The sequence below is a fragment of the Allokutzneria oryzae genome (assembly GCF_042429765.1).
GTDB lineage: Bacteria > Actinomycetota > Actinomycetes > Mycobacteriales > Pseudonocardiaceae > Allokutzneria > Allokutzneria oryzae.
Genome location: NZ_JBHLZU010000007.1, coordinates 56,640 through 76,435, shown reverse-complemented (window position 1 = coordinate 76,435; position 19,796 = coordinate 56,640). Strand labels below are relative to the sequence as shown.

Below are 19,796 nucleotides of genomic sequence, written 5' to 3'. Positions count from 1 at the left end.
GCGCGCGAAGAGGTCCATAAGCCCGCGAATGGCCGAAAAAGCGCGACGGCGCCCCGGCTGCCGGAGGCAGCCGGGGCGCCGGGGGCGTGCGGGTGTTACTGGCCGCTGGCGGCCTGGCTGGAGACGACCGCGGCCACGACCGTGGCCGTGACCGCCGCGTTGATCGCCGCGAGGGCCTGGGAGACGCCCTTGGCCGCGATGTCCTCGGAGGCCAGCTCCTTGAGGCGGGCGCGGGCGCCGGAGCCCTCGCCGCCCGGGTAGAGGCGACGGCTCAGGCCGCAGGCGTGCACCAGCGCGCCCAGCGCCGCCGTGCGGTCGTCGCCGTCGGCGCCGCCGAGGACGACCTTGTCCAGGCGCGCCTTGACCTCCGACTTCGCGGCCGCGTCCTTGATGGGGAAGCGGTGCACCGGGATGAGGCCGAGCACCTTCTTGCTCGCCTCCTCGATCACACCGGCGTTGGCGAGGCGGTCCGCGTAGGTGTCGCGGGTGTGCTTCTTGGCCTTGTTCAGCCACGAGGAGGGCTTGACGGGCTCGCCCTTCTCCACCAGGCCGGCCAGGGCCGAGTCCAGCGCCGCGTCGCCGACGGGCTTGGCGTCGGTGACCACGATCTTCTTGTCTTCAAAGGCAATGCGGTCCGCGAGGGCCAGCTCGGTGAGCTCGGCGCCGCCCAGTCCGAGCACGACTGCGTCTCCCGAGTGCAGCTTGCCGTCCTCGTCGTCGACGGCGAGCAGGAACAGTTCCTCGGGGAGGGTCCTGGAGGTCATGACGCGCATTGAACCACGGCTCACGTTTGCGCCAGCGACGGTATGTCCATCGGAAGATGGACCATGTGGCCCAGTGTCATCCGGTGTTCGCCACCCGTTCCGAAGGCGAGCTGGTCGATCTTGGCCCGCTTGAGCGCGAGGTGCGCGGGGTGCTCCCAGGTCATGCCGATCCCGCCGTGCAGCTGGATCGCCTCCTCCGCCGCGCGCACCGCCAGCTCCGCGCATTCCGACTGGGCCAGCGCGACCGCCACGTCGGCGTCCGGTGACCCGCAGGCCAGCGCGTCGGCGGCGTAGCGAGCGGTCGCCCGCGCGCACACCAGCTCCAGCCACAGGTCGGCCAGCCGGTGCTTGACCGCCTGGAACGAGCCGACCGGGCGGCCGAACTGGTGGCGCTCCTTGACGTAGCGGACCGTCTCCTCCAGGCACCACTCCGCGATGCCGACCTGCTCGGACGCCAGCAGCCCCGCGCCCACCCGCACCGCCTCGCGCACGGCGGCCTCGGCGCGATCACCCGAAGCGAGCAGAACACCTGGGGTGGATGCCAAAGACACGTCGGCGATGCGGCGCGTCATGTCCAGGGAGACCACCTCAGCCACCGTGACGCCCGGCGCGTCCGCGCGCACCGCGTACAACGCCGGACCGGTGGCAGGAACCACGAAGAACTCCGCGGCCCGCGCGTCGACAACCGAGGTCACGCGCCCGCTGAGCAGGCCGTCCTCGCCGACGGAGACCGTTGTGGGACAAGCGGAACCGGGCGCGGTGGTCAACGGGATCGCGAGCGCCGCTGTTGTGGTACCCGCCGCCAGGTCGCCGACCAGGTCGGAGTCGCAGGCCAGCAACGCGGTGGTCGCCAGCACCGTGCTGCCCAGGAACGGCACCGGTGCCACGGACCGGCCCAGCTCCTCCAGCACCACAGCCGTCTCCCGCACCGACGCGCCGTGGCCGCCCCGGTCCTCGGGCACGTGCAGGCCCGCAACGCCCAGCTCGGCGGCCAGCGTCCGCCACACGCCCAGGTCGCAGGGCTCGTCGGACTCCAGGCGGGCCAGCACCGCCGAGGGCGGGCAGTGGTCGGTCAGCACCGCGCGGACGCTGGCGCGCAGGTCCTGTTCCACCTCGGAGTAGAGCAGGTCGGGGTTGCTCATCGGGGCAGGTCCTTCCATGCGCGCTCGGAGTCGGTCCTCGGCTCGGTCGGCAGCCCGAGCACGCGTTCGGCGATGATGTTGCGCAGGATCTCCGAGGTGCCGCCCTCGATCGAGTTGCCCTTCGCGCGCAGGTACCGGTACCCGGCGCCACGGCCGTTGAAGTCCACCTTCTCCGGGCGGCGCAACGTCCAGTCGTCGTAGCGCAGCCCCTCCTCGCGCAGCAGCTCCACCTCGAAGCCGCTGAGGTCCTGGGCGAGCCTGGCGAAGGCCAGCTTCATCCCCGAACCCTCCGGACCCGGGTCGCCCGCCGCGAGCTGCTGCCGCAGCCGGACCCCGGCCAGCCGCAGCGCCTCGGCCCGCGCCCACAGCTTCACCAGCCGCGAGTGCAGCTCCGGGGTGCGCAGCTCGGGGCGCTCGCGCCAGGTGTCGGCGACGATGCCGATCATGCCGCCCTCACGCGGGACGGAGGTGCCGCCGATCGCCACCCGCTCGTTCATCAGCGTGGTCCGCGCGACCTGCCAGCCCGCGCCGACCGGGCCGAGCCGGTGCGCGTCCGGGATGCGGACCTCGGTCAGGAACACCTCGTTGAACTCCGCCTCACCGGTGATCTGGCGCAGCGGCCGCACCTCGACCCCGGGCGCGGTCATGTCGCAGACGAAGTAGGTGATGCCCTTGTGCTTGGGCACGTCCGGGTCGGTGCGGGCGATCAGGATGGCCCAGCGGGCGGTGTGCGCGCTGGAGGTCCACACCTTCTGGCCGGTCACCACCCAGTCGTCGCCGTCGCGCACCGCGCGCGTGCCCAGCGCGGCCAGGTCCGAGCCCGCTCCCGGCTCGCTGAAGAGCTGGCACCACACCTCCTCACCAGTCCACAAAGGACGGAGGAAGCGCCGCTTCTGCTCGTCGGTGCCGTAGGCCAGCACGGTCGGCGCGGCCATGCCAAGGCCGATGCCGATGCGCCTCGGGTCGTTGTCCGGCGCCCCGGCCGCGGCCAGCTCCGCGTCGACGACCGGCTGGAGCGACCTCGGCGCGTCCAGCCCGCCGAGCCCTGCCGGGAAGTGCACCCACGCCAGGCCCGCGTCGAAGCGGGCGCGCAGGAACGCCACGCGCTCCGTGTCCAGCGGATCGTGCGCGGCGAGCAGGTCCCGGACCCGGCCGCGCACCTCCTCCGCGTCCAGAACCGAACTCACACGCCACCCGCCTTCTCGTCGATGAGCCGATCTCACCGTAGTCACGCCAGACGGGTGATCTCCACATCCACCTCCAGCGCCGACGCCGCACCACCCGAGAAAATGCCCTTCACCGGCGCGACGTCGGAGTAGTCCCGGCCGAGCGCCACCCAGATGTGGCGCTGTCCCACCGGGATCGCGTTGGTCGGGTCGTAGCCCCACCAGCCCCCGGTCCACGCCTCGATCCACGCGTGGCTCTCGCCCTTGACCGTCTCGCGGACCTCGCCGTCGGGGTTGGTGTGCAGGTACCCGGAGACGTAGCGCGCCGGAATCCCCATCGAGCGCAGCAGCAACAGGCTCAGGTGCGCGTAGTCCTGGCACACGCCCTCCTTCGCCTGCCAGGCGTCCACCGCGGAGCTGTGCACACTGGTGCGCCCCTGCTGGTAGGTCAGGTGCTCGTGCACCCAGTTCGCCACGCCGAGCACCGCCTCGGCCGGGCCCACCCGGCGCTTGAGCTCCCGCCCGACCGCCGCGAGCTCACGGTTCCTCGGCACCGTTCGGGTCGGCTCCAGGAACTCGGTGTAGCGGTCCACCACGTCCTCGGCGCGCAGCCGGCCCCACGTCGCGGTGGTGACCGGCTCGCTCGCCGACGCCGTCTCCACCACCGAGGAGCCGATGATCTTCAGCTCCGTGTGCGGGGCGTGCAGGTCGAAGGAGGTCACCGCGTTGCGCCAGTAGTCGGTGTAGCGGTAGGCGCGCGTCGCCGGAGTGGTCTCCACGCGGTTGACCACCACCTCCTGCCGCCGGTCACCGCGCGGGGTCATCCGCACCTCGTTGAAGGACTGCACCACTGGCGAGGAGTAGCGGTAGCCGGTGCTGTGCACGATCCTGACCCGCCAGCTCACGACCCCACCTCCAGGTCGGTCTCGGTGTTGTTCCACGCCACCCACGGCGCGGAGTGGAAGTACTGCAACGACACCGCCTCGCCGACCTCGTGGATCATGTCCTGCAACGCGCCCAACCGGCTCGGCAGGTCCTCCAGCAGGTCGGTCGGCCGCAGGAACTCCAGGTCGCTGCGCGCCCGCCCGAGCAGCCGCAGCGCCTCGGCCTTCGCCCCGATCCGCACGCTCGGCCGCTGGTCCAGCTGTTCGAGGCACGCCTCGGCCTGCCGCAACGCGTGGAACACCGACCGCGGGAAGAGCCGGTCCAGCAGCAGGAACTGCACCACCCGGCCCGCGTCGATCGCGCCTCGGTAGGTCCGCAGGTACGTGTCCTGCGCCCCGGCAGAGCGCAACACCGTCACCCACCCCGGCGAGGACAGCTTGTCGCCGACCCGAGACAGCAACAGCCGCACCACCATGTCCACCCGCTCGACCGAGCGCCCCAGGACCAGGAACCGCCAGCCGTCGTCGCGGCTCATCGTGGAGTCGGCCAGCCCCGCGAACATCGCCGCCCGCTCCTCGATGAAGGAGAAGAACGCGTGCGGCCCGACCCGCCGCGAGTAGCGCTGACGCTCGCCGATCGCGTTCCAGGTTGCGTTGAGGCACTCCCACATCTCGGTGGAGACCACCTCGCGCGCGCCCCGGGTGTTCTCCCGCGCGCTGGTCAGCGACGCGGTGATCGACCCGATCTGCTCGGGGGAGTAGGCGACGAGCTCGGTCAGCGACCACGCGTCCAGCGCCAGGTTCTCCGGCGGGGTGATGCCCAGGACGCCGAGCAGCTGCCTGCTCGTCGCGTCCGGGTCGACGGTGGCGTCCTCCAGCAACTGGTGCACCGAGACGTCGAGGATGCGGGCGGTGTCATCGGCGCGTTCGACGTAGCGGCCGATCCAGTACAGCGATTCCGCGTTGCGGGCCAGCACGGCGTCCTCCTCTCCCCATCACTGTTGCTGCTGTTGTTGTTGCGAGACGGTCAGTTCCGGGCCCTGTTCGGCGGCGCGCCCGTCCACCGCCGCCGAGCTGACCAGGCCGGGGTCACCCAGCTCGCGCTCGGCGGTCGAGGACCGCGACGCCAGCACCCAGGTGTCCTTCGAGCCGCCGCCCTGCGAGGAGTTCACGACGAGGCTGCCCTCGGGCAGCGCCACCCGCGTGAGACCGCCGGGCAGCACGAAGACGCTCTCGCCGTCGTTGACCGCGAACGGCCGCAGGTCCACGTGCCGCGGCGCGAGGCGCTCGCCGACCTTGGTGGGCACAGTGGACAGTTGCACCACGGGTTGGGCGATCCAGCCGCGCGGGTTCTCGCGGATGCGCCTGCGCATCGCGGCCAGCTCGGAGCGGGAAGCGTTGGGGCCGAAGACGATCCCGTAGCCGCCGGAACCCTCGACCGGTTTGGTCACCAGCTCGTCGAGGTGGTCGAGCACGTGCGCGCGTTCGTCGGCCAGCCAGCACCTGTAGGTGTCGACGTTGGGCAGCAACGGTTTCTCGTTGAGGTAGTACTGCACGATCTCCGGCACGTAGGTGTAGACGAGCTTGTCGTCCGCGACGCCGTTGCCCACCGCGTTGGCGATCACCACGTTGCCCGAGCGCGCGGCGTTGATCAGCCCGGCGACGCCGAGCACGGAGTCAGGCCGGAAGTGCACCGGGTCGAGGAAGTCGTCGTCCAACCGCCGGTAGATCACGTCGATCTGCCGCTCGCCCTCGGTGGTGCGCAGGTAGACGACGTTGTCGCGGCAGAACAGGTCCCGCCCCTCGACGAGCTCGACGCCCATCTGCCTGGCCAGGAGCGAGTGCTCGAAGTACGCGGAGTTGTGCACCCCCGGCGTGAGCACCACGACGGTCGGATCGGCCGCGTTGGGAGCCGCCGACGCGCGCAGGGCTCTCAGCAGGTGCACCGCGTAGTCCGAGACGGGGCGAACCCGGTGGCGCGCGAAGAGGTCCGGGAACACCCGCGCCATCGTGCGCCGGTTCTCCATCACGTACGACACCCCCGACGGGCAGCGAACGTTGTCCTCCAGCACCCGGAACGTGCCCTGCTCGTCGCGGACGAGGTCGATGCCCGAGACGTGCAGCCGCACCCCGTTCGGCGGGGAGATCCCGAACGCCTCGCGGTGGAAGTGCTCGCACGAGGCGATCAACCGGCGCGGCAGCACCCCGTCCCGCAGGATCTGCGCGTCGCCGTAGATGTCGGCGAGGAACGCCTCCAGCGCACGAACCCGTTGCACGATGCCGCGTTCGAGCTTCGACCACTCCGAAGCGGTGATCACGCGGGGGATCAGGTCCAGCGGGAACGGCCGCTCCTGACCGGACAGGGAGAACGTGATGCCCTGGTCCACGAACGCCCGCCCCAGCGCGTCGGACCGCGCGCCGAGATCTGCGATCTCCGTCGGCGCGATCGACTCGTAGAGCGTGCGGTACGCGGGACGGATGCCGAAGTCGGCGGCGAACATCTCGTCGTAGGCACCCGCGTGCGGCCGCGTCGGATTGAGGTAGCCGTCGAACAGCGCGCTCGTGGTGACAGGGGAACGCACAGCTCGGTTCATGGTCCACATCCTGTCTGAGCTGGGCGGCGCCGCGAGTTAGCTGATTGTTAATGCCAGGTTTCCGCCCCGACACCCCCGAACGGTTGATCGTCATCCCGCTGAGCTGGCGCTACCGGCCCGGAGAGCGGCCAGACCTGAGCGGCAGGGGAGCGACCGGCGTGTTCGCGCTGGCATTCGTCACCTGGGAAGACACCTTGTCGGGGGCAAGTGGAGCGTTCGTTGTTCGAGTGCCCCGACCGGACACTCCCGCTCGGCATTCGCACAATGGACAATGAAGGGACGACCTCGGCGACTGCCGTCCTCAATCGGTGAGGACGCAGACAGCCTCGCCGCCTGGACGGCGTCCGCACATCGGTCACCGCCACCGATGTGCCGATCTGGGCGGCCGGGTGCGCAGTACGTACCACCGAAGGCCGCCCAGGTGTTCCCTGCCGGAGCGTGGCGGACCATTACGACGGCGAGCAGCTCGTTTTCGTCGCCCCTACACTGACGGTCCTGTCAATGAGTGAGAATGCGATGCCGTATCGTCCAGTCGGGGCGGAGATGAGAACTCATGAACAATGATGAGCGCGAGGGTGCTTCCCAGCTTCGTTCGGTCTACAAGGCCCTGATTGATGCGCTCGAAGCAGCCGAGTCTGATCAAGCGTCACTTCGAGCTGTCAGATCCTATGCCGGGGAGCTAGTCAAGCACTGCTTCCTCGGTAATGAACTGGCGAAGCTCATCGCCGCCAAAGAAGAGGGCATACCCGCGGAAGATTGCGTTGTCCGGCACGGTGACGACGAGGAAGTTGTCACGCGGGCGATCGAAGTGCTGCATGAGTGCCAGCACCATCTCGTGCGTGCTGCGAGCAAAGCGCAAGAGTTTCACTCAATCGTGTCTGCGCGAAGTAAACGGCGGGATGAGCGCACCGACGCGTCGTAGCGTCGCCGGTGACTGGTTCGGGGGGAATTTCCGATCGCGCGGCGGTGAACCCTACTCGTCGCAAGTCATGAGGGGGAAGTATGTTCAAAGTCAAAAGTATGCTCACCACGTCACTCTTGGCGTTGGTCGCTGCCCTGGCCTCGCCTGCGGTCAACGCCGCTCCGCGGCCACTGATCTCGGCGATGACGCCACCGGCGCAGGAGCCGCCGGCTGACTGCGGCGAGCGCATCCAGGCGTATGCGAAAACAGGGCAGCCCGTGAACGCGTGGCTCGTCCGAGTCGTCGGAGTTGACTTCGGGGGCGCGCGGGGCGTGCTTTCGTGGCATTCGACGACGATGATGAGACCGAAGACAAAGATATCCGCTTCGACCGGGATCATCCGCTCAACACGTCGGCCACCGTGAACGGTCTGCGCATCGCCATCTACGTCAGCATCACGGATCTCGAAAACACGTCCACGTTCTGTACAAAGACGATCTACTTCGCTCATCCTGGCTAGGATCTTCGATCGCGTCATCACCCGAGATCCACCGACACTCGCGGGTCTGCCGGTAGTCGACCGGCAGACCCGCGGTCCGTCGTCGAGGCTGCGCGGCCGACGGCTTCGGCTCGTGACTCACTGGAGATCACCTGAACCGGGGCAGTCCAAGACCGCGAACGTGCTGTTCGCCGTGGAGGCCACCCGCCGCTGGGCCAACGACGGGATCGCCGCCAGCTCCCCCCAGGCCCGGCGCGATCACGACCAGCCTTGCAACGCCACGCCGGTGGCCGGCACTTCGTCGACCGTGCCACCGGCGACCTCGGCGGGGTGGCCGACTAAGCCGTGGACCCTGTCAACGCCGACCGGCTCTCGACGTACTCCGAAGCCCTGGTCGCTGAGGAGACTCGCTAGCCGACTCTTACAGCTTTAACGCGACATTTCCTCGCGGACCTCGGCTTTTCGGGTGAAAGCTCACCCGGTTTCTTGGTTCTTTCGGAGCGCGGAGGATGCGCTGCTACCCTTCGGCCCGGTCCGGTTCGCTTTGTGATTGCCGCAAGGTACGGATCTTCCTCGTCATATGACCGGTTTGTCGCGGCCCATCGCGCTTTTCTTTCCGGCATAAGCCTGTACCTGTGGAGGGGTGATCCGTGGTGGATATCGGACGCTGGCACGTCGCGGCGTTTCACGTGCCTCCAGGCCGAGAGGGCGACCCGGCTTTGCTCGACGCGATGCGCGAGTTACGGGCGCGGATTCTTTTCGACCACGGTCGCCGACCGGGTTTCGCGCGACCGGACGGCACTTACGGCGACGACGATGACCAGGGCCTCGATCTCGGCGCGTGGCACTTCATCGCGCGCCGGGAACCGGATGGGCCGCCGCTGGGATACGTCCGGCTCTGCACGCCGGAGAGCACCGATCTGTTCCATTCCCGCGTCTACCTGGGTTCGGAGCGGTTCGAGCAGGTGCTGCGGTCAGCGGGCATCGCGGTCGCGGACGCGTTCGAGCACAGCAGGCTCGTCGTCGAACACCGGGCCCGCAAGCTGGGGTTGGGCCTGTACCTGAACGCGCTGGCGGTCGCGGCGGCCCACCACCTCGGTGCGAAGGCGATGATCGGGGTGTCGGGCACCAAGGACGGCCAGGACCACTTCCACGAGCGGTTCGGGTTCCGCGCTGTTCCCGACACTCGCGGGTACGTGGAGCAGTACACCGAGGACGTGGTGGTCATGGTCCAGCGTGTCGCCGACGGTGCGGGGGAATGCACCGACCTGGTCGCGCGGATTCGAGAGGAGTTCCCGGCCATCGCGGCCGCGGGCCCTTCGCGACTGCTGCCCAGGACGTCGTCGGGTCTGCCCGCGCCGGTGGGGCTCAACGACCGGGGCGCCGATCGGGACGTGTGGCGGCCGGTGCTGTTCGATCCCGGCCACGCCTCCGATGTGGGCGCGTTGAGCGCCCTGCTGGCCTCCGGCGAGGTGCGCGAGGTCCACGACACCATCGACGACCAGCTCACCGAGCTGGTCCGCAGCCGTGATCCGTCCTGTGTGGACCCTGACGAGATCCAGCGCGGGAAACAGGAGCAGTTGGCCGGTCTCGCCGCGTGGGAGTACGGCACCTGGGCGTGGTACCCGTGGTCGCAGCGGCTGGTCCACGTGTTGCCGCGCGAGGAGTTCCGCCTGGTGCGCACCGACCGCAACCGCGGCAAGATCGAGCGCCCGGAGCAGCGCCGGCTGCTGGGCAAGCGCATCGGGATCATCGGCTTGTCCGTGGGCAACAGCGCCGCCGTCACGTTCGCGCTGGAGGGCATCGGCGGCGCGTACAAGCTCGCCGACTTCGACGACTTCAGCCTGTCGAACCTCAACCGGCTGCGCGCCGGCGTGCACCACCTCGGAGTGAACAAGGCGGTGATCTCCGCTCGCCAGATGTTCGAGATCGACCCGTACCTGGACATCGAGATCTACCGGGAGGGCCTGACAGAGCACGAGATCGTGGAGTTCTTCACCGGTGGCAACGGGCCGATCGACCTCCTGGTCGAGGAGTGCGACACGCCGTGGGCCAAGATCGCGGCGCGGGAGCGCGCGCGGGAACTGGGCGTTCCGGTGGTGATGGACTGCAACGACCGGGGCATGCTCGACATCGAGCGGTTCGACCACGAACCGGACCGGCCGCTGCTGCACGGTCGGCTCGGCGACGTGAAGTCGGTTGACCTGCTCGACCTGAGCTACGAGGAGAAGGTCGCCCTGCTCCTGGCCATGGTCGACGAGACCCGGATCAGCCAGGAGCTCGCCGCGTCCTTCGCCGAGATCGGCCGCACGTTGAGCAGCTGGCCGCAGCTGGCGTCGGGAGTGGCCCTGGGCGGTGCGCTCACCGGCGAGGCGGCACGGCGCATCCTGCTCGGCGAGCCCTGCGCGTCGGGTCGCTTCTACACGGACTTGGACCTGCAACTCCGGCCCGAGCGCAACACCGCCGGGAGCGCGGTGTGACCCCGCTGCCCGTCGTGGTGGCCGATCCCGAAGAACTCACCCCCGCGTCCTCCACACGGTCGAGCGAACCGGGCTGGTCGGCTCGGTGGGGACGAGGCGATGCGCCGCCTCGTCCCCACCGGTGTGCGTTCGTCAGGCGACTCGGGTCACCCCGTGCACTCCCGCTGCGCGGTCTTCGCCAGCTCCAGGTGCTTCGTGGCCGTGGGCAGGGCCGCCCGCGCGAGGTCCTGCACCTCGCGCGTCCCGCTCTGGAGCGCCTGGTTGATGAGTGCCAGCTCCTTCTCGTGGAAAGCGATCTGCGCGGGAATCCAGACGCGGTCGAAGTGGACCCCCGACCTGGCCGACAGGAGCCTGAGCGTCCGCTGTTCCGGCGTGTCCGGACGGTCGGGCAGCTCCACCCGCTCCCGCGACGCGACCGGGAGCAGCTTCGAGTCCAGCAGCTTGTGCTCGGTCTCCAGGCGCGCGCCGAGGAGCCGCACGGTGGGGCAACTTCCCTTGGAAGTCGCCATGCCGCCGCTGGAGACCTCGAAGAGGTTGCCCTGGTGCGACCTCCCCAGGAAGAGCCGGTCGACCGGTGAGGCGGCCAGGAGCTGGGCCACGGTCGAGGTGATGGGGTCGGCCTTGGGTGCGGTCGCCGCATGGGCGGCGGTCCCGCCCAGTGCGAGAGCGCCGGCAAGACCGGCCGTCACCAGAAGGCGCAATGACTTCATGATTTTCCTTGTCCTGGTTGGCTTGTGCCCCTGCGGGGCACCGGTGAGCAGCCGAGCGCCACGGTCCCGGTCGCTCGGCGTCGGAAGGGATACGCGCCACTCCGGTGAGTTCTGTCGGGTTCGCGCGCAAGATCCCGCGAATGGATCATCGAGGTGCCGCCCGAGCTGTCCGAACGCGGTTCACCGACGTTGGTCCTCCTGGGCTCATCCGATGTGCGGCACCGGCAGGACCACCTCAGATTGGTTGATGAGCCGGTCTTGCCGCCCTCGCGCGCTCCGGGCAAGATCGCCCGCTTCGGACGGTGGAGGGGAAGCGCGGTGGACGACCGGAACGCCGGGTGGTCAGGAGTGGGCTGGGCCTCGTGGAAGGACTTCGACCTCGTGCGCGCCAGGCTCGACGCGGGCGCGGACCCGAACTCCGGACAGGTGGTGTACGAACACCCGCTCCACGCGGCGGCCGCGTGCGGTTCGCCCGAGGTCGTCGCCGAACTGGCGCGGCGGGTCGATGACGTCGACGCCATGTCCGAGGGCCGCACCGCGCTCTGGCGCGCTGTCCACACCAACAACCACGACAACGCCCGAGCCCTGGTCGACGCGGGTGCGGACCCGTGGCTGCCGATGATGTCCAGCTGGTCTCCGGGACGGCTCAGCCTGGCCGGGCCGGAACCGTCGTTGTTCGGCACGCCGCCGGAGGGCGTCGGACTGTCACCGGAGGAGGCCGCCGACGCGGCGGAGGCACCACGGCTGACCGAGGCTCTCGGCCAGCTCTGGACCGAGGGCACGGGCCTGGCGTGCGTCGTCGGGATCGACGCGGCCGAGGCCGCGAGGCGGCTGGAGGCCCTGCCACTGGAGGACGCCTCGCTGGTGGACGCCGCCGCGGACTTCGCCATGGACCTCGACGAGAGCCTGATGATCATCGGTGCGACCACGGTGCCCGGCGGCTGCGTCGTGACCCAGCCCTGGGGCTTCGCCCCGGCCGCAACCGGTGTCGTCGAACGCCTGTCGAAGGGCACCGTGTGCTTCGGGCTCTACGAGAACCCCAAGAGCGGCAGCCAGGGCAGCCTCACCCGCGACGGCGTCGCCGAGAGATGGGGACTGTCCCCAGCGGGCGAGGCGTGGGAGGACGACTCGGCCAAGGAGGTCCTGTTCTCCTACCTCTACCCAGAGGACGCCGTCGCCTACAGCTGCGCCTACGTGGGCCTGAAGCTCACCGACCCGCGCGCGGTCACCGGCCCGGCCGATCTCTGGCTCCGCCTGCCTCACCGCGACTACGTGTACTGACCGTCAGGAACGCGGGAGCTCCAAGGTGACCAGCGCACCGCCGCCGTTGTCGTCCTCCGGGGCGTTGGCGAAGCGCAGCTCCCCACCGAGCACCCGCGCCTGCGCCACCGCGATCGTCAAGCCGAGACCGTGACCGCCACCGCGGTCGCTGGAGCCCGTCCGGAACCGGCTCGGTCCCTCGCGCAGCAGCTCCGCCGAGAAGCCCGGACCGTGGTCGCGCACCCGCAGCACCGCTCCGTCGACCTCCACCAGCACCGGCGGTTCACCGTGCTTGCGGGCGTTGAGCAGCAGGTTCACCAGCACCCGCTCCAACCTGCGCGGGTCGGTGCGCACCGGCTCCTGGCCGGCCACCCGCACCTCGGCCTCCGGCAGGATCGCCGCGACCCGGCGGCGGACGAACTCGCCCAGCACCAGCTCGGTCAGCTCCGCCCGCTCGGTCGCGGTGTCCAGCCGAGCCACTTCGAGGATGTCCTCGACCAGGCCGCGCAGCACCCGCACCCGGTCCCGCACCAGCTCCGCCGGACGGCTCGGCGGCAGCAGCTCCGCCGCCGTGACCAGGCCCGTCACCGGGGTCCGCAGCTCGTGGGCGATGTCGGCGGTCACCCGCCGCTCGGCGACGAGCCGCTCCTGCAACGCGTCGGCCATCGCGTCCACCGCGCGGGCCAGGTCGCTGGTCTCGTCCTTCGGCCGGTCGCCGATCGCGTCGTGCACCCGGGTGCCCGGATCACCGTCGGCCACGTGCCGGGCGGCGACCGCCGCCAGCCGCAGCCTGCGGGACAGCCGCGCGCCGAGCACCACTCCCAGCAGCGTGCCCACGCCCACCACCGCTGCCGAACTGATCAGCAGGACCTCGTCCAGGTCCGCCAGCGCCGCGTCCCGGTCCTGGTAGGAGCTGCGCAGCGAGAGCACCTTGCCGTCGATCTCCGCCGCCGCCCAGATCACCGCTCCGTGCGGAGTGCGCTCCAGGTAGGTGGCGCGGTGACCGCCGCGCACCGCCCGCAGCAGCTCCGCGGGCACGTCGGGGGAGTCGAGGGTGCTGCCCAGCACCGCCTGCCCGGTCCTGGCGTAGTCGCGCAGCACCAGCTGGATCCGCTCGTCCTGCAACCCGCGCGCGTCCTCCAGCTGCATGCTGAGGAACTCCGTGCGCACCAGCACGCTCAGCGCGATCGCGACCAGGGCGCTGACCACGGCGATCACCGCGCTCAACCGCCAGCGCAGGGTGGTGGGGAACAGCCTCACGGGGTGCTCTTGAGCTTGTAGCCGAAGCCCCTGACCGTCTCGATCCGGTCCTGGCCGATCTTCGCCCGCAGCCGCTGCACGTGCACGTCGACCACCCGGGAGTCGCCACCCCACTGGTAGTCCCACACCTGTTCCAGCAGGATCTCCCTGGTCAGCACGTTGCCGGGGGACTCGGCGAAGCACAGCAGCAGCCGCAGCTCGGTCGGGGTCAGCTCCAGCCGCCGCCCGCCGCGCCGGACCTCAAGGCCGTCCTTCTCGATCTCCAGGTCACCGAAGGACAGCGGCCTCGCCGAGGGCTGCGCGACCCGGCCCATGCGGCGCACCACCGCCCTGATCCTGGCGACCAGGACCGTGCTGTCGAAGGGCTTGGTCACGTAGTCGTCGGCGCCCGCCTCCAGGCCGAGCACCACGTCCACCGGGTCGGCGCGCGCGGAGAGCATGATCACCGGAGTCGGGCCCTCGTCGCGGATCTGCCTGCACAAGCTCACCCCGTTGATGCCGGGCAGCATGATGTCCAGCAGCGCCACGTCCGGTCGCTCGGTGCGGAAGGCCGCGAGGCCCGCGATCCCGTCGGCGGCCACGGTCACCCGGAACCCGTCGCGCTCCAGGGTCAGCTGGGTCGTCTCGCGGATCACGTCGTCGTCCTCGACCAGCAGCACGTGCACGGCGTTCATGGCGCCTCCGCGGTGAAGAGCACGTCGGCGCTGGTCGATGGCGCCTCCGCGGTGAAGAGCACGTCGGCGCTGATCGATGGCGCCTCCGCGGAGAAAAGCACGTCGGCGCTGGTCATCTGCCCGCCTTCGCGAAACCCGTCCCGGTCCACGCGTACACGGTCGTCTCCTCACCACTCGGGCAGCACGAGCGGTCACCCGCGCGGTAGCGGCTGCGCACCAGGACCACGCCGGAACCGGGGTCGGGCTGCACCAGCACCCCGGACTCCTCGATCCCGAAGATCTGCGCGGGCGGCTGGCCCGGCCGCAGCTCGTAGACGTAGCCCGCGCGGTTGTACCCGTAGCCGGCGTAGGCGACGCCGCGGCAGTCCGCGACGTTGACCACGACCTCGGCGGCGCCGTCACCGGTCACGTCGACGTAGCGGGTGTCCACCGGGTACCGGCCGTTCTCACACGTCGTCAGCATGAGTTTGATCTTCTCGCCGACCTTGGCGTCCCCGCGCAGCAGGGCGACCGCGTCCACGGTGACCGGCTGGCCGCTGACCGTGGTCGTCACCGGCCGCTCCGCCTCGCTGGCCTTGCCCTCCACCCGCACCCCGCCCTGGGTGGCGCAGCCCACCGCGGCCAGGGCAAGCGCCGCGCAGCCGAGCGCTCTCATCGCGGTCCGCACCCCGCCATTCTGACCCCTCCGGAGTGGTCCGCCTCACCACAACGCGCCTCGGAGCTGCGCTGTTACCCAGCCGAGGGGTAGGCGCGGGGTGACTGTTACACGACCGACGGAAGGCGGTGGCAAAACGTCCATACCGTCGAAGGCGAGTCAGGTCCGCTGCCCGCCGTTGTGCGGCTCGACACCGATCCGAGGGGACGACGATGGAGCAGGGACACGGGAAGCGGCGTCGCGTGCTGTCCGGGATGGGCAAGGCGGGCGTCGCCCTGGTGTCGGCGGCGGCACTCGGGGTGAGCGCCCTGGGCTGGACCGCGTACCGCAGCGTCACCGTAGCGGTGACCACGGACGACGTGATCGCCGCCCCCGCCACCACGCAGAGCACCGGCAAGGCGCCCGCGACCGCGACCACGTTCCTGCTGGTCGGAGTGGACAGCCGCACCGACGCGCAGGGACGGCCGCTGCCGAGGGAGGTGCTCGACGAGCTCCAGGCGGGTGAGGCCGACGGGCAGCAGAACACCGACACGATGATGCTGGTGCACGTGCCCGCCGACCCGACGAAGAAGGCCTTCGCCGTATCACTGCCCAGGGACTCCTACGTCGACATCGCGGGCGGCTACGGCAAGCACAAGCTCAACTCGGCATACGCCAGGGCGAAGAACGCCCAGGGCAGCGCGACGGCGGGCCGCAGGAACCTGATCGAGACCGTGTCCAACCTGACCGGCCTGCGCGTCGACCACTACGCCGAGATCAACATGTACGCCTTCAGCCAGATCACCAAGGCCGTCGGCGGTGTCCCGGTCTGCCTGAACAAGGCGGTCAAGGACAGCTACTCCGGCGCGGACTTCCCCCAGGGCGAGCAGGTGCTCCAGGGCGCGGACGCGTTGAAGTTCGTGCGCCAGCGGCACGGCCTGCCCAAGGGCGACCTGGACCGGGTGCGCAGGCAGCAGGCTTTCCTGGCGGGGCTCGCCGGGCGGGTGCTGTCCGCGGGTACGCTGACCGACCCCGGCAAGGTCGCCGGGTTGCTCGACGCGGTCAAGACCTCCGTGGTGCTCGACCAGAACTGGGACCTGCTCAGCCTCGCCGAGCAGGTGCAGGGCCTCACCGGTGGCCGCATCGAGTTCCACACCATCCCGACCATCCGCCCGGACCTGGCCACCCCGGCCGACGGCACCGCGGTCGAGGTCAACCCGAAGCAGGTCAAGGCGTTCATCAACGACCTGCTCAGCGCCACCCCGCCGCCGCCGGTCCAGATGCGCCAGGGCCTCGGGGCGGCCGAACCACCGCAGCAGCCGATCACCGCGAACGGAGTCCACTGTGTCAACTGAGCGTCCCCGCCGGGGCCTGCCGTGGTGGGCGGTCGCGCTGGCCGGAGTCGCGGTCGCCGCGGCGGGCCTCGCCCTCGGCGACACCTACTTCCCGTTCGCCCTCGCGGGAGGCTGCGTGGTCGCGGTCCTGATCGCCGACCGCACCGCCCTGTTCACCGCGGCGGTCCAGCCACCGCTGGTGGCGGTCGCCGTGCTGGGCGGGGCGGCGTTGTCCGGCGGCTCCTTCCTGCGCTCGGCGTCGGTGTTCGCGTCGGTCTTCCCGATCCTGGGCGCCACCACCGCGCTGGTGATCGTGATCGCGCTGGTCCGGGCGGCCCTGCACCGCAGGACGACCGTGGCCCGGACCGGCTCAGACGCGTAGCAGGCGGGTGGTCCGCCACCCCAGCGCCAGCGCGGCGAGGGCCACCAGCGGCAGCCCGTACGGCAGGACCAGCCCGGCGCCGGTGTTCGCGCCGATCCCGCCCGCGGTGAGGACGCGGCAGAAGAAGCCGAGCACCGCGCCGAGCGCGAGCGCGCCGAGGAACTGGCCCAGCCAGCGGCCTCGGGCCGGGGTCGTCGCGGTGACGAGCAGCGTCGCCGAGGCCAGGGCCAGCGCCACGCTGCCGAGCAGCACGTCGATCGCCGGGCTCATCGACACGATCGGCAGCGGCTGCACCGGGTGGTCCAGCCGGGTGCCAGGCGGCGTCGCGGAGCTGAGGTCGCCCACCAGCCACCAGGCCGCGAAAGCGCCGGAGACCGACAACCGCAGCTGCGACCACAGCGGCGCCCGCGCGGGATGGCGGTCGACGCCCGCCTCGGGGACGCGGGCCAGCCGCCAGGTCCGCCACGCCAGCACCGCCGACACGACCACGATCACCGGCAGCTCGACGAAGACCGCGAAGATCGCGCCGATGTTCACCCCGGTCCCGCCCGTGGTGAGGACGCGTGCGGCGTGGCCGAGGTAGCCGCCGATCGCCAGCGCGACGAACAGCACCGCGTACCAGCGCCGGTCCAGCTCCCGCGTGCGCACCACCTCGAACAGCACCGCCGAGATGAACAGCACAGCACCGAAGCCCAACACCGCGTCGACGACCGGATTGCTGGTCAGAGGCATTACCGTGTAATCCATTCGCGTTCCCCGAGGGAACGCCGAGGACATTTCCCCGGTCAACGCCCAACCCGCGATCACCCCTGCGACCAGCAAGAACAGCTGGACTCGCGCGGGCGCCCCGAGCACCCCCACGAAACGGCTGTCGTCGTTCTTCATGCGCATATCGTTGGGGTTGTGTGACCCGGTTGCAAAGAAGAGTTTCGAAGAATCGGTGGCACTACCTACCGTCGGACGTAATTTCGCGTTCCAGCGGTGTGCGGAAACGCGGAACGAAGCGGACATCCCCGATCCACGCGCGCAGCAGCTCCGCCTTCGCGTCGACCGCCCGCACCACCGCGCGCGGCTGCTTCCCGAACAGCCGGACGCCGATCGTGCCGTCCTTGAGCTGCGCCCAGCCGCCGATCACCTCGCCGTCGCGCCACACGGTCGGCCCCACGTTGCCGGAGGTGTCGAACAGCGCGGCCCGGTACGCGTCAGGCAAATACCAGTCGCGGTGCTTCCACCCCATTGGCGTCGGGTCCAATGCGGGCAGCAACGCCACCCAGGCCTCGGTTTCCTCGGGCTCCGAGCAGTCGGGCAGGGCGTAGCCCTCGCCCTCATCGAGCGCGACGACCTCCGCGCCGGTCGCCGCCAGCGCTGTGCGCGTGTCCCGGAGCCCCCAACCGGTCCACCAGGTGATGTCTTCCACCGTGCCGGGGCCGAACCGCTCCAGCCATCGGCGCACCAGCTCCGCCTTGGCCTCGGCGGCGGGCGGCTCCTGGACGGGCGTCGCCAGCGCCCAGCCGAACTGGTTGCTGGTCCACGACCCGCGCGGCGCGGTCCGCCGGATCAGCCCGTCGACCGACAAGCCGCGCAGCACCCGCGAGCACACGGTTTGTGTTGACTCATAAGGCTTTCCGGCCGCGACGACCACCTTCTCGCGGAGTTGCGGGACCTCCGAGGACAGCTCCGCCGCCGTCGCCTCGCCCCGCTCGCGGAGCACGGCCAAGGCGGCTTCGTGCGCCTGCGCCAACCACTTCTCGTCCCAGCCGCCGCCCTCGTCGAGGTACTTCAGCAGCAGGGCGTGCTGCTTCGCCGCGATCGTCCTCGCCGTCGACGACCACACGGCGGGCGCGACCGCCGAGGAGACGACGAACATGGTGCGGCGCATGCACAACAGCCGCTCCATGCGCTCATCGAACAGCTCCTCGGTCATCGCGCCGAGATCCGCGGAGCTCATCCGGGCCCACGCGGAGAGGAACACCGTCGCCGGGTCGGTCGCGTGCAGTGCCACCACGGAGTCGGCCGCCTCGCTGACGGTGCCGGCCCGCCGCGACGGGGCGAGGAGGTGCCGGGCGCCGATCCGCGCGCGACGCTGCTGGGCGGTGATCTTTCTCGTCACGGGTCAATCTTCGGCGCCACGCCAGCTCAGCGCTTGCACAAACGCGTCACTCAGCCGGCCCGAAGAGGGTGTCCACGTGGTACTCGGCGATCCGCGCCGCGGCCTCCTGGGTGAGCGAACCGAGCACCACCGCCGCGCGCAGCCCGTCCGCCACCGCGAGGAAGGTGCCCGCCTCCAGCGCCGGGTCGCGGTCGGCGGCGAAGCCACCCATCTCCTGGATGCCCTGGAACTGCTCGGTCAGCGACTCCAGCGCCTCGGTGTAGATCCGCTGGGTGATCTCGGCCAGCCGGGGGGAGACGTGCGAGCGGGAGTCGAAGGCGATGATGATCCGCGCCTCCTCGATGCTCTCCGGGTCCATCGGCAGCCCGGCCACCATGATCGCCCGGAACAGCCCCCGGATCGAGCTCGGCGGCAGCAACGGCTCCAGCCTGGCCCGGATGCGCTCGCGCGCGCTCTCCACGACCCGCTCCAGCGCGAAGACGAGCATGTCGTCCTTGGTCTTGAAGTAGTGCTGGACCGAGCCCATGGACACCCCGGCCTCGCGCGCCACATCGCGCAGGCTGACCGCCTCCAGGCCGTCCCTGCTGGTGATCCGCAGCACGGCCTCGGCGATGTGCCGCCGACGCTGCTCGTGATCAACCTGCTTGGGCACGTCTGCCACCATGCTTCCGGGCCGGGGTTCCGTCGGCGATGATAATAATGCAGTCGCATGGTCACGGTTTCGCGACACGCGCCCGCAACATGACCAGGTGGATCATTCCGGGCAGCCGGTTCGGCGTTTCGCCCGGCATCCACGGTCACGGCTAGCGAGATCCGGGGGAGAGCGGCTCTGCCGAGGACGTCACCGTGTACCCCGTCCCAGGGTCGAACGGTGCTTCAACCGGCTCAAGCAGTTCCGAGACCTCGCGACCCGCTACGCCGAGCGCGCCGCCCACTGCCAGGCCGGGCTCACCATCGCCGCGATCGTGCTATGGCTGCGATGACTTACAGGACACGGCTTAG

General features: G+C 70.5%; 19 protein-coding genes. 6 read left to right on the top strand and 13 right to left on the bottom strand.

All coding sequences use genetic code 11. From position 1 onward, the window contains the following. Positions 1-95: 95 nt before the first annotated feature. Genes ACFFQA_RS08960 through ACFFQA_RS08935 form a run of 6 tightly spaced genes read right to left on the bottom strand, consistent with a single transcriptional unit; the run spans position 96 to position 6,550 of the window. Positions 96-764: a GOLPH3/VPS74 family protein gene (locus tag ACFFQA_RS08960; RefSeq protein WP_377851228.1), complete on the bottom strand. Its 669-nt coding sequence runs from the start codon at positions 762-764 to the stop codon at positions 96-98. A 20-nt stretch (positions 765-784) separates the two neighbouring features. Then, positions 785-1,906: an acyl-CoA dehydrogenase family protein gene (locus ACFFQA_RS08955; protein WP_377851227.1), complete on the bottom strand. Its 1,122-nt coding sequence runs from the start codon at positions 1,904-1,906 to the stop codon at positions 785-787. Then, positions 1,903-3,081, bottom strand: coding sequence for an acyl-CoA dehydrogenase family protein (locus ACFFQA_RS08950; RefSeq protein ID WP_377851342.1), 1,179 nt, complete (start codon positions 3,079-3,081; stop codon positions 1,903-1,905). The genes ACFFQA_RS08955 and ACFFQA_RS08950 overlap by 4 nt, the downstream gene beginning before the upstream one ends. Before the next feature lie 53 nt (positions 3,082-3,134). Continuing rightward, on the bottom strand, positions 3,135-3,977 hold the full coding sequence (locus tag ACFFQA_RS08945) for a transglutaminase family protein (protein WP_377851226.1): 843 nt from the start codon (positions 3,975-3,977) through the stop codon (positions 3,135-3,137). Then, complete coding sequence (locus ACFFQA_RS08940) at positions 3,974-4,933, bottom strand: alpha-E domain-containing protein (RefSeq protein WP_377851225.1); 960 nt, start codon at positions 4,931-4,933, stop codon at positions 3,974-3,976. The genes ACFFQA_RS08945 and ACFFQA_RS08940 overlap by 4 nt, the downstream gene beginning before the upstream one ends. Positions 4,934-4,951: 18 nt before the next feature. Further along, complete coding sequence (locus tag ACFFQA_RS08935; RefSeq protein ID WP_377851224.1) at positions 4,952-6,550, bottom strand: circularly permuted type 2 ATP-grasp protein; 1,599 nt, start codon at positions 6,548-6,550, stop codon at positions 4,952-4,954. A 553-nt stretch (positions 6,551-7,103) separates the two neighbouring features. Between ACFFQA_RS08935 and ACFFQA_RS08930 the strand changes: the two genes are divergently transcribed. The 3 genes from ACFFQA_RS08930 (at position 7,104) to ACFFQA_RS08920 (ending at position 10,430) form a co-directional block, all read left to right on the top strand. Next, the gene (locus ACFFQA_RS08930) at positions 7,104-7,472 is read left to right on the top strand and encodes a hypothetical protein (RefSeq protein WP_377851223.1); all 369 of its coding nucleotides are present in this window, start codon (positions 7,104-7,106) and stop codon (positions 7,470-7,472) included. Between the two features lie 319 nt (positions 7,473-7,791). Then, positions 7,792-7,971 carry a hypothetical protein gene (locus tag ACFFQA_RS08925; protein ID WP_377851222.1) on the top strand — a complete coding sequence of 60 codons (180 nt, stop codon included), beginning with the start codon at positions 7,792-7,794 and terminating at the stop codon, positions 7,969-7,971. 710 nt (positions 7,972-8,681) lie between these two features. Continuing rightward, positions 8,682-10,430, top strand: a complete 1,749-nt coding sequence (locus tag ACFFQA_RS08920) for a ThiF family adenylyltransferase (RefSeq protein WP_377851221.1) — start codon at positions 8,682-8,684, stop codon at positions 10,428-10,430. A 146-nt stretch (positions 10,431-10,576) separates the two neighbouring features. On the opposite strand, the gene ACFFQA_RS08915 is transcribed toward ACFFQA_RS08920, so the two are convergent. Continuing rightward, positions 10,577-11,140 (bottom strand): DUF4142 domain-containing protein, encoded by a 564-nt coding sequence (locus ACFFQA_RS08915; RefSeq protein WP_377851220.1) that lies wholly within the window; start codon positions 11,138-11,140, stop codon positions 10,577-10,579. A gap of 318 nt (positions 11,141-11,458) precedes the next feature. Between ACFFQA_RS08915 and ACFFQA_RS08910 the strand changes: the two genes are divergently transcribed. Further along, complete coding sequence (locus ACFFQA_RS08910; protein WP_377851219.1) at positions 11,459-12,421, top strand: ankyrin repeat domain-containing protein; 963 nt, start codon at positions 11,459-11,461, stop codon at positions 12,419-12,421. A 3-nt stretch (positions 12,422-12,424) separates the two neighbouring features. On the opposite strand, the gene ACFFQA_RS08905 is transcribed toward ACFFQA_RS08910, so the two are convergent. The 3 genes from ACFFQA_RS08905 to ACFFQA_RS08895 all read right to left on the bottom strand — a co-directional run bounded on the left by ACFFQA_RS08905 (position 12,425) and on the right by ACFFQA_RS08895 (position 15,001). Next, positions 12,425-13,660, bottom strand: a complete 1,236-nt coding sequence (locus tag ACFFQA_RS08905) for a sensor histidine kinase (RefSeq protein ID WP_377851217.1) — start codon at positions 13,658-13,660, stop codon at positions 12,425-12,427. After that, positions 13,657-14,334 carry a two-component system response regulator CseB gene (gene cseB, locus ACFFQA_RS08900; RefSeq protein ID WP_377851216.1) on the bottom strand — a complete coding sequence of 226 codons (678 nt, stop codon included), beginning with the start codon at positions 14,332-14,334 and terminating at the stop codon, positions 13,657-13,659. The genes ACFFQA_RS08905 and cseB overlap by 4 nt, the downstream gene beginning before the upstream one ends. A 112-nt stretch (positions 14,335-14,446) precedes the next feature. Continuing rightward, complete coding sequence (locus tag ACFFQA_RS08895; RefSeq protein ID WP_377851215.1) at positions 14,447-15,001, bottom strand: hypothetical protein; 555 nt, start codon at positions 14,999-15,001, stop codon at positions 14,447-14,449. 200 nt (positions 15,002-15,201) lie between these two features. On the opposite strand from ACFFQA_RS08895, the gene ACFFQA_RS08890 reads away from it, so the two are divergent. Continuing rightward, on the top strand, positions 15,202-16,323 hold the full coding sequence (locus ACFFQA_RS08890) for an LCP family protein (protein ID WP_377851214.1): 1,122 nt from the start codon (positions 15,202-15,204) through the stop codon (positions 16,321-16,323). Next, positions 16,313-16,684 (top strand): DUF6542 domain-containing protein, encoded by a 372-nt coding sequence (locus ACFFQA_RS08885; protein WP_377851213.1) that lies wholly within the window; start codon positions 16,313-16,315, stop codon positions 16,682-16,684. The genes ACFFQA_RS08890 and ACFFQA_RS08885 overlap by 11 nt, the downstream gene beginning before the upstream one ends. On the opposite strand, the gene ACFFQA_RS08880 is transcribed toward ACFFQA_RS08885, so the two are convergent. The 3 genes from ACFFQA_RS08880 to ACFFQA_RS08870 all read right to left on the bottom strand — a co-directional run bounded on the left by ACFFQA_RS08880 (position 16,673) and on the right by ACFFQA_RS08870 (position 19,446). Further along, a complete protein-coding gene (locus ACFFQA_RS08880; protein WP_377851212.1) occupies positions 16,673-17,416 on the bottom strand; it encodes a hypothetical protein in 744 nt (247 codons plus the stop codon). The two genes, ACFFQA_RS08885 and ACFFQA_RS08880, sit on opposite strands and share 12 nt — an antisense overlap. A 214-nt stretch (positions 17,417-17,630) precedes the next feature. After that, positions 17,631-18,794: a winged helix DNA-binding domain-containing protein gene (locus tag ACFFQA_RS08875; RefSeq protein WP_377851211.1), complete on the bottom strand. Its 1,164-nt coding sequence runs from the start codon at positions 18,792-18,794 to the stop codon at positions 17,631-17,633. A 46-nt stretch (positions 18,795-18,840) separates the two neighbouring features. Next, positions 18,841-19,446, bottom strand: a complete 606-nt coding sequence (locus tag ACFFQA_RS08870) for a TetR/AcrR family transcriptional regulator (protein WP_377851210.1) — start codon at positions 19,444-19,446, stop codon at positions 18,841-18,843. Positions 19,447-19,796 lie beyond the last annotated feature (350 nt).

Excerpts from the sequence above, each read along its gene's own strand:
- ACFFQA_RS08960 (WP_377851228.1), bottom strand. The coding sequence starts at position 764 with ATGACCTCCAGGACCCTCCCCGAGGAACTGTTCCTGCTCGCCGTCGAC.
- ACFFQA_RS08955 (WP_377851227.1), bottom strand. The coding sequence starts at position 1,906 with ATGAGCAACCCCGACCTGCTCTACTCCGAGGTGGAACAGGACCTGCGC.
- ACFFQA_RS08935 (WP_377851224.1), bottom strand. The coding sequence starts at position 6,550 with ATGAACCGAGCTGTGCGTTCCCCTGTCACCACGAGCGCGCTGTTCGAC.
- ACFFQA_RS08930 (WP_377851223.1), top strand. The coding sequence starts at position 7,104 with ATGAACAATGATGAGCGCGAGGGTGCTTCCCAGCTTCGTTCGGTCTAC.
- ACFFQA_RS08920 (WP_377851221.1), top strand. The coding sequence starts at position 8,682 with ATGCGCGAGTTACGGGCGCGGATTCTTTTCGACCACGGTCGCCGACCG.
- ACFFQA_RS08915 (WP_377851220.1), bottom strand. The coding sequence starts at position 11,140 with ATGAAGTCATTGCGCCTTCTGGTGACGGCCGGTCTTGCCGGCGCTCTC.
- cseB (WP_377851216.1), bottom strand. The coding sequence starts at position 14,334 with ATGAACGCCGTGCACGTGCTGCTGGTCGAGGACGACGACGTGATCCGC.
- ACFFQA_RS08890 (WP_377851214.1), top strand. The coding sequence starts at position 15,202 with ATGGAGCAGGGACACGGGAAGCGGCGTCGCGTGCTGTCCGGGATGGGC.
- ACFFQA_RS08880 (WP_377851212.1), bottom strand. The coding sequence starts at position 17,416 with ATGCCTCTGACCAGCAATCCGGTCGTCGACGCGGTGTTGGGCTTCGGT.